This window comes from Phaeobacter sp. NW0010-22 (assembly GCF_040365955.1).
Taxonomy (GTDB): domain Bacteria; phylum Pseudomonadota; class Alphaproteobacteria; order Rhodobacterales; family Rhodobacteraceae; genus OMPR01.
This window is the reverse complement of sequence record NZ_BAABWT010000007.1, coordinates 54979-70789: the sequence shown is the minus strand read 5'-3', so window position 1 is coordinate 70789 and position 15811 is coordinate 54979. Positions and strand designations below refer to the sequence as shown.

9 protein-coding genes and 1 tRNA gene are annotated in these 15811 nt (G+C 54.4%); 3 read left to right on the top strand and 7 right to left on the bottom strand.

Features of this window, described 5'->3' with window-relative positions; genetic code table 11:
- Positions 1 to 7 precede the first annotated feature (7 nt).
- Positions 8 to 1342, top strand: coding sequence for a FliI/YscN family ATPase (locus ABWV33_RS15615; protein ID WP_353332088.1), 1335 nt, complete (start codon positions 8 to 10; stop codon positions 1340 to 1342).
- A 63-nt stretch (positions 1343 to 1405) separates the two neighbouring features.
- On the opposite strand, the gene gltB is transcribed toward ABWV33_RS15615, so the two are convergent.
- Genes gltB through ABWV33_RS15590 form a run of 5 tightly spaced genes read right to left on the bottom strand, consistent with a single transcriptional unit; the run spans position 1406 to position 9082 of the window.
- Positions 1406 to 5938 (bottom strand): glutamate synthase large subunit, encoded by a 4533-nt coding sequence (gltB, locus tag ABWV33_RS15610; RefSeq protein ID WP_353332086.1) that lies wholly within the window; start codon positions 5936 to 5938, stop codon positions 1406 to 1408.
- Positions 5935 to 6396 (bottom strand): GFA family protein, encoded by a 462-nt coding sequence (locus ABWV33_RS15605; RefSeq protein WP_353332084.1) that lies wholly within the window; start codon positions 6394 to 6396, stop codon positions 5935 to 5937. Before ABWV33_RS15605 ends, gltB begins: the two co-directional genes overlap by 4 nt.
- Entirely contained in the window at positions 6393 to 6830 is a 438-nt protein-coding gene (locus ABWV33_RS15600; protein ID WP_353332082.1) for a GFA family protein, read from the bottom strand. Before ABWV33_RS15600 ends, ABWV33_RS15605 begins: the two co-directional genes overlap by 4 nt.
- 11 nt (positions 6831 to 6841) lie before the next feature.
- A complete protein-coding gene (locus ABWV33_RS15595) occupies positions 6842 to 7627 on the bottom strand; it encodes a hypothetical protein (RefSeq protein WP_353332080.1) in 786 nt (261 codons plus the stop codon).
- A gap of 21 nt (positions 7628 to 7648) precedes the next feature.
- Entirely contained in the window at positions 7649 to 9082 is a 1434-nt protein-coding gene (locus tag ABWV33_RS15590; RefSeq protein WP_353332078.1) for an NAD(P)-dependent oxidoreductase, read from the bottom strand.
- Positions 9083 to 9310: 228 nt separating this feature from the next.
- Here ABWV33_RS15590 and ABWV33_RS15585 point away from each other — a divergent pair, with 228 nt between their 5' ends.
- Positions 9311 to 10114 carry an undecaprenyl-diphosphate phosphatase gene (locus tag ABWV33_RS15585; RefSeq protein WP_121996277.1) on the top strand — a complete coding sequence of 268 codons (804 nt, stop codon included), beginning with the start codon at positions 9311 to 9313 and terminating at the stop codon, positions 10112 to 10114.
- A gap of 18 nt (positions 10115 to 10132) precedes the next feature.
- On the opposite strand, the gene ABWV33_RS15580 is transcribed toward ABWV33_RS15585, so the two are convergent.
- Positions 10133 to 11116, bottom strand: coding sequence for a complex I NDUFA9 subunit family protein (locus tag ABWV33_RS15580; RefSeq protein WP_353332076.1), 984 nt, complete (start codon positions 11114 to 11116; stop codon positions 10133 to 10135).
- A 221-nt stretch (positions 11117 to 11337) separates the two neighbouring features.
- On the opposite strand from ABWV33_RS15580, the gene ABWV33_RS15575 reads away from it, so the two are divergent.
- Positions 11338 to 11423, top strand: a tRNA-Leu gene (locus tag ABWV33_RS15575).
- A gap of 525 nt (positions 11424 to 11948) precedes the next feature.
- On the opposite strand, the gene ABWV33_RS15570 is transcribed toward ABWV33_RS15575, so the two are convergent.
- Positions 11949 to 15425, bottom strand: a complete 3477-nt coding sequence (locus tag ABWV33_RS15570) for a calcium-binding protein (RefSeq protein ID WP_353332074.1) — start codon at positions 15423 to 15425, stop codon at positions 11949 to 11951.
- Positions 15426 to 15811: the final 386 nt, after the last annotated feature.

Sequence of the window (15811 nt, the reverse complement as noted above, 5' to 3'; positions counted from 1 at the left end):
AATCCCGATGTCTGCCCTCAATCCTCTGTCCCTTAAGGCCGAACTCGACGCCGCAAGCCTTGTGCGCCACATCGGTCGCGTGGTCGGTGTTAAAAACGGAATGATCCAAATTCAGGGCCTCGCCCAGCAAGCAAAAATTGGCGATCAGCTTGAATTGCATAGAAATTTTGGCCCGCCCCTGATTGGCGAAACCCTTCAGGTCGATCAGGACCTTGTGAATATGTTGCCTGATTCTGCACCCGAAGGCGTGTCCGTCGGCAGCCGGGTCATTTTGCGACAGGCACCGGGATTCGCGCCGGGTAGCCATTGGTTGGGCCGAGTCGTTGATCCCTTTGGTCGCCCATTGGATGGCAGGCCACTTTTGCGCGGCAACTTGCCCCGCGACCTGATGCAATCGCCACCGCCTGCCGTCACACGCAAACCTTTGGGCGAACGGATGGAGACCGGGTTGGCCGTGCTGAACACCATGCTCCCCATCGTGCAGGGCCAGCGCGTAGGGCTGTTTGCCGGGTCCGGCGTTGGGAAATCCAGCCTGATGGCGGGGTTGGCGAAAACCATGCAAGCCGATGCTGTGGTTGTGGCCCTGATTGGGGAACGCGGGCGCGAGGTGAACGAATTCGTCGAAAAAACACTGGGGCCCAACGGGATGGAACGCGCCATCGTTGTTGCCGCCACCTCGGATCAATCGGCTTTGGTGCGCCGCCGCTGCGCCTGGGCTGCCATGGCGGCTGCCGAAACGCTGCGTGATGAGGGGATGAATGTCCTGTTTTTGGCCGACTCGATCACCCGCTTTGCCGAGGCACACCGCGAAATTTCCGTCGCCATGGGCGAAGCCCCAGCCCTGCGAGGGTATCCACCGTCAGTCACACCGCTGATCACCGGCCTATGCGAACGCGCCGGTCCCGGGACCGAGGATCAAGGCGACATCACCGCCGTGTTCAGCGTTCTGGTCGCCGGTTCAGACATGGATGAACCCGTCGCAGACATCCTCCGCGGCGTTTTGGACGGTCACATCGTGTTGGATCGCGACATTGCCGAACGCGGTCGCTACCCCGCCATTGACGTCAGCCGCTCTGTCTCGCGCAGCCTGCCCGCTGCGGCCACTGATACCGAAAACCAGATGATCTCAAACGCTCGACGTCTGCTCGGGGCCTATGAACAATCCGAAGTGATGATCAAGGCGGGTCTCTATGCCGAAGGGTCTGACCCGTCGGTGGATCAGGCCATTCGCGCCCATGGCGAGCTGGATCAATTCTTTGCCCGCATCGAAACCAACGGTGCCAAAGGCAGCTTTGATCAGCTCAACCTCATCTTGCGCCGCGCCGGGGTGCAATTGCACTAACCCAAGAAAAAGGCCCCGCTCGATCAACGCGAACGGGGCCTTTTAAATGTCTAAAACTGTACCTTATTCAGCAGGAACCGCAGTCTCTTCCACACTCAGCGGCGCTTTCAGATGGACCAGCATTTCCTTGGGGCAGATCTGCAGGAAATGACCCTTTTCCAGATCCCAATGCTGCAGGATATCCGCGGCTTTACGGCTGCCGGTTTCGTCCAGATGCCGCTCGATCAGACCTTTAAGCTGGTCTTCCCAATGGGCCACAGTCACGGGGCACGTCACCAAGGTTTCCATGTTCATCAGCATCTCGGCCTTGCCCTCCGGGTCATAGATATAAGCCATGCCGCCGGTCATGCCCGCGCCAAAGTTGGCCCCAATCTCACCCAAGATCACCGCGATCCCGCCGGTCATGTATTCACATCCCGACGCGCCACAGCCCTCGATCACCACTTTGGCTCCCGAATTCCGCACCGCAAACCGCTCACCCGCGCGACCAGCTGCGAACAGATAGCCATCGGTCGCCCCATACAGGACCGTGTTGCCGATGATGGTGTTGTTGGCCGCAACCAACGGGCTGACCTGCGCAGGACGTACCACAATGGTACCGCCTGACAGACCCTTCCCGACATAATCATTGGCATCGCCCGACACTTCGAGCTTGAGCCCCGGAGCCGCAAATGCGCCCAATGACTGACCCGCAGAGCCTTGCAATTTCACCGTCAGATGATCCTCTTGCAGCGAGTTGCGCATGCCGAAATTGCGCACGATGTGGCTAGAAGTGCGCGTGCCCACGGTCCGGTCAGTATTCTGAACCGCATACGACAGCTGCATCTTTTCGCCATCTTCCAAGAACCGCGCCGCATCGCGCACGATTTCCGCGTCCAACGTATCAGGCACAACATTGCGCGCCTTGGTGCGGTCATAAACGATGTCCGCAGACCCATCGACGGTAATCAACAGCGGATTCAGATCCAGATCATCCAGATGCGCGGAACCCCGTGAAACCTGCGCCAACAGATCCGCACGCCCGATCACATCATCTAAGCTACGTGCCCCGATTGAGGCCAGCAATTCGCGCACTTCTTGCGCGTAGAAGGTGATCAAATTCACAACCTTATCCGCGTTGCCAGTAAACTTACCGCGCAGCGCTTCGTCTTGTGTACACACACCAACCGGACAGGTGTTGGACTGACACTGACGGACCATGATACAGCCCATCGCGATCAACGCAGCCGTACCGATACCGTATTCTTCGGCCCCCAGCATCGCAGCAATCACAATGTCCCGACCGGTGCGCAAACCACCATCAGTCCGCAGCGTGACACGTTCCCGCAGGTTGTTCATAGCCAGAACCTGATGCGCCTCGGTCAGGCCCATCTCCCACGGCAGACCTGCGTATTTGATCGAGGTTGCAGGCGATGCGCCCGTACCGCCATTGTGACCCGAAATCAGGATCACGTCCGCCTTGGCCTTGGCCACACCGGCAGCAATCGTGCCAACACCGCTGGACGCAACCAGTTTCACGGTCACCTTACAGCGCGGGTTGATCTGTTTCAGGTCATAGATCAACTGCGCCAGATCCTCGATCGAGTAAATATCGTGGTGTGGTGGCGGCGAGATCAGGGTCACACCTTTGGTCGAATGACGCAGGCGCGCAATCAGGTCGGTGACCTTCATGCCGGGCAGCTGGCCACCTTCGCCGGGCTTGGCGCCCTGCGCGACTTTGATCTCCAGCTCTTCGCACTGGTTCAGGTATTCGGCAGTAACGCCAAACCGACCCGATGCGACCTGCTTGATCTTGGCGGATGGGTTGTCGCCATTGGGCTCAGGGTGGAAATGCGCCGGATCTTCGCCGCCTTCACCACTGTCTGATTTCGCACCAATCCGGTTCATCGCGACGTTCAGGGTCTTGTGCGCCTCAGGCGACAATGCCCCCAACGACATGCCCGGAGTCACAAACCGTTTCCGGATCGAGGTGATGCTTTCCACCTCTTCGATGTTCACGGACTGACCCAGCGGTTTGATGTCCAGCAAATCACGCAAATGGATCGGCGGATTGCTCTGCATCTTGGCCGAATACTGCTTCCACATCTCGTAAGAGGCACGGTTACAGGCCATCTGCATCATGTGCATGGATGTGGCTTCCCACGCGTGGGTTTCGCCAGATTTGCGTGCTTTGTAAAAACCACCAATTGGCAACACGTCCAGACCATCAACCCAAGCCTTGGCGTGTACTTCTTCGGCTTTGGTCTGAATGCCGGTCACACCGATCCCGGAAATACGGCTGGTCATCCCGGGGAAGAATTCCGCACACATCGCGCGCGACAGGCCCACGGCCTCAAAGTTCAGACCACCACGATAGGACGAGATCACCGAAATCCCCATCTTGGCCATGATCTTAAGCAGACCCTGATTGATCGCCTCACGATAGCGCGCGATGTTTTCAGTCAACGTGCCATCCAGCAGGCCGCGCTCAATACGATCCGCAATCGAATCTTCGGCCAAATAGGCGTTTACCACGGTCGCACCACAGCCGATCAGCACGGCAAAGTAATGCGGATCAATGCATTCCGCCGCCCGCACGTTCAACGAACAGAAGGTCCGCAACCCTTTGCGTGTCAGATGCGAGTGCACCGCGCTGGTCGCCAAGATCATCGGCATCGCCACACGACCTTCGCCCGAATACTGATCCGTCAGCACCAGATGACCGGCGCCCGAGCGCACGGCATCCTCTGCCTCAGAGCGAATCCGCGCCAAGGCCACGCCCAGCGCACCGGGGCCGGGTTCAAAACTACAGTCGATTTCAGCTAGCGTGGCGTTGAAATTCTCTGCCAGCTTTTCCCACTGCGCATTGCCAACAAAGGGGCTTTCCAGCACCAAGATCTCGGTCTGACTGCTGTCTTCGTCCAACACGTTTTTCAGGTTCCCAAACCGTGTCTTCAACGACATCACCCGGTATTCACGCAACGAATCGATCGGCGGGTTTGTGACCTGGCTAAAGTTCTGGCGGAAGAAGTGGCTCAGCGGGCGGTACATCTTGGACAGAACCGCCGACGGGGTGTCATCCCCCATCGAAGCCAGGCTTTCCTTCCCATCTTCGGCCATGGGCGACAGGATCTGTTCCAGCTCTTCGATGGTATATCCGGCCGCAATCTGACGCTTGCGCAGCGCCTCGCCGCTGAACAGCGCGGTTTCCGTGACCTGATTCAATGCCTCATCCAAGGTGTTGATCTTGCCGACCCACTCGCCAAACGGACGCGACGCTGCCAATTGATCCTTGATCTCAGTGTCGTGGAACAATTTGCCTTCGGCCATATCCACGGCAATCATCTGCCCCGGACCCAGCGCGCCTTTTTCCACCACGGTGGCTTCGTCAATTGGCACCATGCCCGCCTCAGAGCCCGCGATCAGCAGACCGTCACCAGTCACAACATAGCGCATCGGGCGCAGACCATTCCGGTCCAGACCAGCACAGACCCAGCGACCATCAGTCATCGCCAAGGCAGCCGGGCCGTCCCACGGTTCCATCACCGAGTTACAGTACGAATACATGTCGATCCACGGCTGTGGCAGGTCCACCGCCTGCTTGGACCACGATTCGGGCACCATCATGGTTTTCGCCATCGGCGCATTCCGCCCCGCACGCACCATCACTTCGAACACTGCGTCCAACGCCGCCGAATCCGATGATCCGCCTGCAACGATGGGTTTGATATCATCAGCCATATCGCCAAAAAACGCCGACGCCATGCGGATCTCGTGGCTTTTCATCCAGTTCAGGTTGCCCTTCAGCGTGTTGATCTCGCCGTTGTGGGCCAACATGCGGAATGGCTGCGCCAACCACCACTGTGGGAAAGTATTTGTCGAATACCGCTGGTGATACAGAGCAAACCCGCTTTCAAACCGCTCGTCCATCAGGTCGGGATAGAAAACCGCAACCTGTTCGGCCAGCATCATACCCTTGTAGATGATCGACCGGCACGACAGCGACGCGATATACAAACCATTCACATGCGCCGCATTGGCCGCCTTTTCGATCCGACGACGGATCACATACAACTCACGCTCAAACGTGTCTTCGTCCACGCCTTTGGAGTTCGAAATCAGGATCTGCTCGATCTCAGGACGGGTCGCGTTGGCTTTGTCACCCAGACAGGTCACATCGACTGGCACATGACGCCAGCCGTAGATGTAATAGCCCATCCGCAACACTTCGGTCTCAACAATGGTCCGGCAAGTTTCCTGCGCACCAAAATCGGTCCGGGGCAGGAAGACCTGACCCACCGCCATCAACTGATCCTGACGCGGCTCGTGGCCAGTGCGCTTGATCTGGTCGTAAAAGAACGACACCGGGATCTGCACGTGAATACCCGCGCCATCGCCGGTTTTGCCATCCGCATCAACAGCACCGCGGTGCCAGATTGCTTTCAGCGCGTCGATACCGGCCTCAACCACTTTGCGGCTCTTCTTGCCGTCAACCGACACGACCAGACCCACACCACAGGACGAATGCTCTTCTTCCTCAGCATAGAGACCGTTTTCGGCCATAAACGTGCGCTTGGCTTCTTCGGCCTTTACCCATTCTGCATCATACTTGGTCATTGCTTATCTCCTTGGTCGTGCGAGGCGTCCTCAGGCGCAAACAGCGCCAGAGTTTCTGCTTCGGTAAACTGTTTTCGGTCTTTGGGCAGATCGTTCGCTGATGTTTTGCGATCCACAAAAAATTCGTATCCCAACGTCATGTCGCTGGTGTCATCAAACAGGCCAAGGGCCAGATTGGTCGTTCCCGTTGTGGGGCCTTCTGCAGTGATCCGATACCATAGCGGTGACCCGCATTCGGCACAGATCGCGCGTTCAGCCCAATCAGAGGTTTGGATCCGCTTGATGTGACCCTCTCCACTCAGCTGCAAATCTTCGGACGGTACCGGAACACCATTGAACACATTGCCAGACCAGCGTTTGCACATGTCACAATGACAGGCCCCGAATGTTTCGGGCACGTTGCGCGCAACAAAGCTCACACAGCTGCACATACAATGGCCGGTCTTTGTCTGGCTCATTGCGCGTCCTCATTCGGGGTTGGCGCATATGCAGCAACAACGTCTGCCTCTGTCATTTGCCGCCGCTCCCCGTCGAACGCATAGCCTTCGGGCTTTTTGTCGATAAACAATTCCAGTCTCAGGGTGTTACCACCCGCATTCTCAAATAGGCCCGCCGACATCTGCGTGTGCCCGTGCATCTCTCCCGGTGTGGTCATCCGATACCACAAGGCCGATCCGCACTCTTCGCAGAATGCGCGCTCGGCCCAATCCGATGATTTGTGCGTCTTGACCGGTCCCAAGGCCGCATACCCCGGCTCCGCTGCAAAGGTCATCAACATCGAACTGGTCCAACGGCGGCACTGATCACAGTGACAGGCGCCGATAGAACCGTTTGATGAGGTCGCCGTGACGCTGACCGCGCCGCACATGCATTGTCCGTTCAGTACTGTCATCACAGCTCTCCTTACCCGTCACAGCCGAATTCAGATATCGACGCAAGAAACCCTGTGTCGGCCTCAAATCGGATGGATTGTGGCTCTTGGGAAATTTCAAAATCATCCCGACCCTCTGCTTTGTTCACAACGGATCCTTCGATGAACAAATCCAACTCTTCTGACACCAGAATATCGAATTCAAATCCCAACCAGCTACTAGCAATGCCTTCGCGCCCCATTTCACGGCTCAACGTGCCCTTGCGAAACACATGTCCGTCCAGATCAACGGTTTCGCCGGTCAGGTCATACGACCCGCGCAACAGGAACTCTCGGTTCTTAACCACGCGTGTTGAAAACAACATGATGCCGTCTTCGCTGTCCGCACCGTCCTTGATCAGATCCGCCAATACAAAGGTTTCCCCAAAGCCGGGCTTCAAATCAAACCGGGTTTCGGCGTTGGCCTGATACAAGAAGCCCTGCAACCCCCAGTTGGCATCAAACAGATGAACCTGATCCAGGTTGCCCTTTTTGTAAGACAAAGCCTGACGTTGATCATCACCACAGGTCAACAATGTGGTCACGTTGCAGGCCGTTTGATGAACCGTCGCCAAAGGTGTGCACCCTTGTGGGATCACAATCGTTTCCTGTGCCCATGCCAGTGAACCCATTAAACTGGCGATCAGAGCAAGCATCACTCGTGCAATCATCGAACTGTCCTTTGGCTGGTGGGTCATTGATTGTGACCCTTTGGCTGCGATGCGGCGCCAATGTTGCGCTGCGGCGGTGTACGGGGGGTGCACAGGGGCTGCACGCATGGTGCCCCCCGGTGTCTTGGCTTATTCTGCTGCGATTGCAGCCTTGGCATTTATCTTGTCCAGGATTGCTTCAGCACAGTCGCGCCCATCCTTGATGGCCCAAACCACAAGCGACGCACCGCGCACGATATCCCCAACTGCATAAACGCCTTCCATCTCGGTTTCCCCGGTCAAGAATTCCGCCTTAACAGTGCCCCAACGGGTCACAGGCAAATCAGCCTGACCGAACATTGTTGGCAGGTCCTCAGGCTCAAAACCCAGCGCTTTGATGACCAGATCCGCCTCTTCGACGTAATCCGCGCCCTCAATCACCTCGGGGGCCTGACGACCGGATGCGTCGGGCTGACCCAACCGCATTTTCTGCACCATCACACCGGTGACATTGCCGTCGCCTACAAAGCCTTTGGGGGCGCTCAGCCATTCAAAGATTACACCTTCTTCTTCGGCGTTCTGTGTTTCGCGCAACGACCCCGGCATGTTGGCCCGGTCCCGACGATACAGACACTTTACAGAGGTCGCGCCCTGCCGGATCGAGGTCCGAACGCAGTCCATGGCAGTATCACCGCCGCCAATGACAACAACCTTTTTGCCATCAGCATTCAGACGGCCATTGTCGAAATCCGCAACCTCGTCACCAAAGCTCTTTTTGTTCGACGCAGTCAGGAAATCGATCGCCTTTTCAATGCCCTTGGCTCCGCTGCCCGGCATCTCCAGATCCCGCGATTTATAGACACCAGTGGCAATGATGATCGCATCATGCGCGGCACGGATTTCGGCAAACTTGGCCGGATCCACATCACAGTTTTGAACGAACTTTACGCCACCTTCAGCCAGCAGATCATTGCGGCGCTGAACCACGTCTTTTTCCAGCTTAAAGCCTGGAATGCCGTACATCAGCAGACCACCAGCGCGGTCGTGACGGTCGTATACCGTGACTTGAATGCCGGCTTGGCGCAGCATGTCCGCCGCCGCCAACCCACCGGGTCCACCGCCGATGATGCCAACGCTTTCGGCACGTTCCTGGGCTGGCGACACAGGTTTTACCCAGCCTTTGTCCCACGCCGTATCTGTGATGTATTTCTCGACCGAACCGATGGTTACTGTGCCGTGGCCCGACTGTTCAATCACACAGTTGCCTTCGCACAAACGGTCCTGCGGGCAAATGCGACCACAGATTTCGGGGAATGTGTTGGTGGCTTGGCTCACCTTATACGCTTCTTCCAACCGGCCTGTTGCAGTTAGGTGCAACCAGTCGGGGATGTTGTTGTGCAGCGGGCAGTGGCTCTGACAATAGGGAACACCACATTGGCTGCACCGGCTTGCCTGCTCTTCTGCCTTGGCGGTTGCGTACTCAGCATATATTTCGTTGAAATCTTCTCGGCGTACAGTGGCATCACGCTTCTGGGGCATGTCGCGATCGATCTGTACGAATTTGAGCATCGGTTGCTTGGCCACGGGGCAGACTCCATGAATTGGCTATATCGCGACTGTGTACTAGACGCTGTTTCGGATTAAAAGTCAGTCATACTGACCTTTTATTGAGTTCTAAGGCTCTCACTACGAGACACTTGGTGCTTTTGCAAGAATTTTAAGCATCGAACCGGACCTAAATCATAGCTTTCTTTTTGTGACAATGACTTATACCCAGAGATCATCGTCCAAATTTGATCTGAGGCCCGATGAATGCCCCTGTTCCAATTGATCCTTGTGGCCTTGATACAAGGTATTACCGAATTTCTGCCAGTCTCTTCCTCTGGCCACCTGATTCTATTGCCCGCGCTGACCGGGCTGCAGGATCAAGGTCAGATCATTGACGTCGCTGTGCATATCGGAACCCTTGGCGCGGTGGTCCTCTACTTCTGGCGCGATGTCCGAGTCGGCCTCGCAGGGCTACCGCGCGCCTTGACAGGTCGAACAGACACCCCCGGGTCACAGTTGGCGTTTGGCCTGATCATCGCAACGGTTCCCACGGTCATCGCCGGGGCTATCCTGCACTTCACCGGCCTCAGTGACATGATACGCTCTGTCGCTGTGATTGGCTGGACCATGTTGATTTTCGGCCTCGTTCTTTATTGGGCCGATCAATCCGGCGCGACCACAAAAGACAGCTCAGACTGGGGACCTAAGGACGCGCTCAAGATGGGCCTGTGGCAGGCCATCGCTTTGATACCGGGCACATCACGGTCCGGCATCACGATCACAGGCGCACGGCGTCTGGGCTACAATCGCGAAGATGGGGCCAAAATCGCGATGCTGATGTCGATTCCGACCATCATCGCCTCCGGTGTCCTGCTGGGAACAAAAGTGGCTATCGACGCCAATGCAGACATTGCAAGAGACGGCGCAATTGCCGCCGTCTTTGCCTTTGTCTCTGCCCTTATCGCACTGACGCTGATGATGCGTCTGCTGCGCAGTGTCAGTTTCACCCCATATGTGATTTACAGGGTGATCCTTGGTGTTGTTTTGCTTGTCTACGCTTACACTTAAAACGGCCCAAAGGTGCCTTTAGGCGCGCAGATTCTTCGCCGAGTCTTTGATCTCGTCATACTGACCAGAAGGGCGGAATTTCCACAGATACTCTGGCAGAACTGATGCCATCGTAACGGGTTCAATCCCTAAAGCGTCAAATCCCTTGGCCCCATCTGACACCACATTGTCGATCTGCAGGCATTTGACCTGATCCCGGGTCAGCAGATTATTCGGAAACAACCCAAAGCTGGCGAACTTTGCAAAATCAAAAACAGACGCCATAAGACGCGCTGCAAATCCCGGCATACCGAGAATAATCCGACGACGGTGAATGATCGTCAGCATCATCTGCAACAGCGACCGCAAGCTCGCCACATCAGGTCCGCCCAACTCATAGACATCCGGCTCAGCCTCGCCCATCACACCCTTCGCAGCAGCCTGCGCAACATCATCAACAAACACCGGCTGGAACCTGGTCTCAGCCCCCGGTGCCGCCAGAATAGGGCCCAACCGGGTCATCCCGGCAAACCGGTTAAAGAACTGATCTTCGGGACCAAAAATCACCGACGGACGCAAGATCATGGCTTGCGGCATGTGCTTCAGAACCGCCGCTTCGCCCTCAGCCTTGGACCGCAAATAGTCACTGTCTGATTCCGCATCTGCGCCAATCGCCGACAAATGAACCATGCGCAAAACGCCTGCCTTGGCAGCCGCGCGCGCGATACGTTCCGCGCCATCTACCTGAACGGAATCAAATCCATTTTTCCCACGCTCGTTCAGAATGCCAACGCAATTCACCACAGCATCTGCACCCTTGAGAGCAGCCGCCACCGAAGCGTCATCCCGAACGTTGCACAGCACAGGCTCCACCTGCCCAACCACACCATAAGGCTTGACATGCATGGCTTCATTTGGCCGACGCACGGCTACACGGACCCGCCATCCTTCGCTCGCCATGCGGCGTGCGATATAGCGACCGACAAAGCCTGACCCGCCATAAATCGTGACCAGTTTGGACATTCTGTGGCTCCTGCAAACAATTTGTTATCCCGATGTACCGCTGTAAAGCCTTTCAAACAAGGCGCAATAACGCCGCGATTGCCCTGATATGGAAAGGGCTCCAACACCGAAAGAAACCGGATGTGACGGACAATCAGAGGGGTGTAGAAAAAATATCCAAAAATCTTCAAATTCTGGTTGACCCTCCCCAGCCACATGCTTAAACGGCCCCTACGACACCTGCCCAGGTGGCGGAATGGTAGACGCGCTAGCTTCAGGTGCTAGTGTCTGTATGGACGTGGAGGTTCGAGTCCTCTCCTGGGCACCAGTCGTTTCCCTTAGTACCTAGAATTCAGGTGGATTTTCAAATTGTTGGCCCTTTGGGATCCACAATGAAATGACGAGAAACCCCGTATTCAAGCACATCAGCTAAGATAAGCATGCGACTCGTAAATACAGAAGGCCCGTCGAAACAAAGATAAGTTGCCGGACACTATTAGGTCATTCGCTGAATATGAGGGGCTTCGAAAGGCCGCTTGATAAGACTCAAACCCGCGTCACGTCCTCATCTGCCAAACAGAACTAGGCATACCTGTCACTGAGCAAATCGGCTGAATTCATCTGGAGCCAGCGAAAAGACATCCTTTAGATGATATGTGCAACACAGCCGGGACAATAGGCGGCTTTGCATCTGTGGCCGTCCCCCCAGATCTTCTTGTAAATACTCAAAAGCCAACACACCCGACGGCGCCTGACACGAGAAAACATCAAGCAGCTATGATCGCTGCACTCATGTACCCAACTCTAAGCTACAAGTATTACCCCAACCCTTTAGGTTTAAGTGCCGAACGGATCAAACGAACCTAAAGTTACCGGCTTGGCTGATTTCCTGCACCGAAAACGCTCCGGTCAGGCGAATTGTCCCTTGACCTTGAATCCGAATATCAACCGCCCCAGCCGATTGGTTTCTGGAAAAATTCAAATCGCTTATCGACGAAACACCAGGAATATTGAGCTGTATGATATCTTGTCCGATACAGAAATCTGAAATTGTTTCGCCCGGTGAAATTTCGCCTCTGTCGTATAAGAAAGTATCATAGCCAGCCCAACCTCTAAGGGAATCTGCGCCCTCTCCACCGCGCAGGACATCGTTGCCAATGCCGCCCATCAAGTCGTCATCCCCACTGCCTCCTCGTAGTGTGTCATTCCCTTGGTTCCCATTTAAGACATCATCACCCTGATTACCGTCCAACCGGTCGTTGCCAGAGCCGCCTCGCTGAGTATCGTCGCCCCCCCACCCCTCAAGAGTGTCTGCCCCTTCATCGCCCCAGATTTCATCATCACCTGGACGCCCAAAGACTTTGTCATTCCCTGCTTTGCCGGCGATACGATCATCCCGCGAAGTACCCCGCAGAGTGTTATCCCCTGCGTCTCCGCGAATTGGTTGCGTTGTTTCTTCTGGGGGTGGAGGGCTAAAAACAGGTGGAGCAAGAATGGGAGCGGAATGAACAAAGGTTACCTCGACAACTTCAAAAGGCAACAATTCAACAGATAAGTCAGCACTTTCATAGGTATAGTCCGTCAATGACGCACGAACGTCGTGTTCATTGTAATAATACCGGTCCCCGTCAATCATCACATGATCAGCTTCTACCCGGCCGACACCTGCTTCATAATGAACACCATCTGAGCTTCGCGGTCCTTGATCAATACCGATTTTCACACCGCTTGCAGATTCAATTTCCGGAACAAGCGACGATAAATCCAAATCCAAAAGAGTGGAATCCAATGACCGAGACGCAATATAAACCACTGTTTTTGTTTCTGATTGAAAGGCGTTGATCTCAACACCACCATCATCATTTGAAAATGTTGTCTCAATCAGTTCTGTTCCCACGAGACTCGAAGACATGAGGTCGAAGGTTGCTCCACGAATACTATTTGTCACGCGACCCGCATCGTCTAGCATGGGTTGTTCGCGCGGCGGGCCGACAAGATCGGTTGCAGTATTGTGCTGCACGGCCCAGATGTGCGCCACATCAACACCCATCTCAAGCATATTTTCGACTTGCTCATTCAAGACTGACGCAGACACCATTCCGTTCTGAGAAAGATTGTTGATCCGCACGTTCCATTCCGTCAAATGCAGATCCAGCTCTTTGTCAAAATTATCCTCCCACACGTTAAAGTCCTGAGGGATAAAGTCCTTTTCCGCCGATCTATCTGAGAATGTCACGCCTCTGCTGTCGTAGTAATAGTGTTCAACAACTCCATCGATTGCGCTGCGTGCTTCACTCCCTAAACCATCAATAATGGCCTGATTGGAATCCGCATTGCGTGCGATAAATCCGCGATCATCGACCGAAGAATGGTATTCCGATCCGGAAAAGGGTGAGCCCATCTGTACGATAATACTGGGCTGGTCGGCTTCAGAAATACCCGCGGACTCCAAACCATTTTCGATAGAAACAGCGGCAATGTTAGCCTTTGCGGAGTAAGAAGTTTCACCCATCCGCCAATATTCGTTGCCGATTTCGAAGGCCTCAATAGCATCCGGGTATTCTGTCACGACACGATCAACGAAGTCCTCAATATCAGGCCCAAAGCCAACGTACTCTTCTGCACTCAGATGCTTGGTCGGGATGACCAGGGTAACTTTTGTTTGGTTTCCTGCCGCGTTTTGTTCGTTGACCCAATCGAGCATATTGCGAACTTCTGGACGCAGATCTAGCTCACCATTGGCATTGTTCTCTAATTTGACGACGTTCAGCCATTCTGCGCCGTCTTCTTTTCTTGCTAAATCGTCGCCCTGCCCGGCAGGAAACCGCAAGTGCTCAACGCCTAAGGTATCAACAGAGCTTGTATAATTCGCCAACGGAGTCCCAGATTCAGTGTTAATATTAAACACTGTGTTCGCCCCAAAAAGACTTTGAGTAACAACATTTCCGGTCGAGGCGTGGCTCTCAAGATCCATCGTGACAATATTTCCCGATTGCACAGGAGGCGGCGAGGGTGGCGCTGGTGCGGGATCGCCTTCGCCAAGATCGGTAGAAAAATTTGCGATCCAGCTGGTTTGATCACCCCAAAGGCTAACGTCTACACCACGAATAATCGCAAACTGCTGATCTCTATATGCCAAAATTGAATCGCCAGACTCTTCATCAACGGAAATCGTCAGATTTTCTTCAATGTCCTCAGGACCAAGAGGCGAGCCATCGCCATCCACAATCTGGAGCAGTTCGGTATCTTCGGCGGTATTGTTTTGTCCAATATCCAACAGAATAACTGGCAGATCTGACTCCGCATCAGGGATCGCAACTTCGAATAGATCTAAGCCCTCTGCGCCAAAGAAGAAATCGCCATCATCACCGGTTAACGTGTCATTTCCTTCTCCGCCAATCAAAACATCCGGAGTGCCTGCAGAGCTTGGACCATCGATAGCAGAAATATAGTCGTCGCCCTCATCTCCTCGCAGATAGTCCTGACCGTTGTTACCGTAAAGGACATCATCACCTGGACCACCGAAGAAGTCATCGTCTGACCCTTCTGGGGATTCTTGACCTGCCAGGAAATCGTTATCTTCCAGGTAACTGGTTTCGTGAGGCGTGAAGTTCCCGATCCAATTTGATTGATGGTTCAATTCTTCAGCGGTGTGATCCTCTACCAACGCAACGACCTGACCTTCGAAGATCAACTGAGCGCCGTTTCCATCTGGATCATCTTGAATACTCAATGCAGATCCAAGCAACTCATTGCGCGGTACTAACTGGCCTTCCGGATTAACAAAATTGATCCGTTCAATGCCTTCGCCTTCTTCGCCCGGAAAGAAAATAAAGTCTTTGATTACAACCGGCTCGCTATCGTCAAGACCAACAGCTACGTCAAACACGTCAATTCCCTGACCGCCGGTCATTTGATCGCCGTCATCACCCAATAACTGATCATTCCCATCACCACCGAAGAGTTCATCGGCAGTACCTAGACCCTCTGGACCATCAAGGGCTGAAAGGATGTCATCACCCTCTTCCCCTTGCAATGTGTCTGTGCCGGCACCCGCTGATATGAGATCGTTACCACTCCCGCCAAGGACGGAATCGTCGCCACTGCCCGCTTCAAGCAGATCGTTTCCTCCACGACCGTCTATAAAATCAGCCTCAGACGTTCCAACTATATCTTCGCCGGTGTCTTCTCCGAGGAACGTCGCTCGATCTTCGGGATCTGCTCCAGCCTCAGCATCCAATTCATCATCTTCAGAAAGAGTTGTTGTATCACTATCGTCGTACCAAAGCGCAACGGTGAAAACCGTAAAGATAGCTGCCAACGCCAGCATTGAAAAACCCCCACCTAATCATAAAAAAGGTAGCTCACTCTATGTGGTTAACCATAGTAAACAAACTGTTTCGGGGGCAATTTCCTGTTTTGGGGTCACTTAGTGGCGCGAAACTCCGTTTAGCTCGCCGTTACTCATCGGTTTTCCGAGCTTTTCCGAATTTGAACGCCATTTACTTGCAAGTATTCACCGCAACCCATTTGTATGATTCAGGCTAGGCGTAACTCATAGATTTTACAGTCATCCGTTGGGACATCAGAATTCAAGGCCTTCAGATCAAACGAAAGAACATGATTGATGTGCAGAAAAAGCGTTGGCTTGAAGCTTGAAATAAACAACAGAAATGACAACCGTCTAGCCCCATTGCCAATGACGTTCTCTTCAAT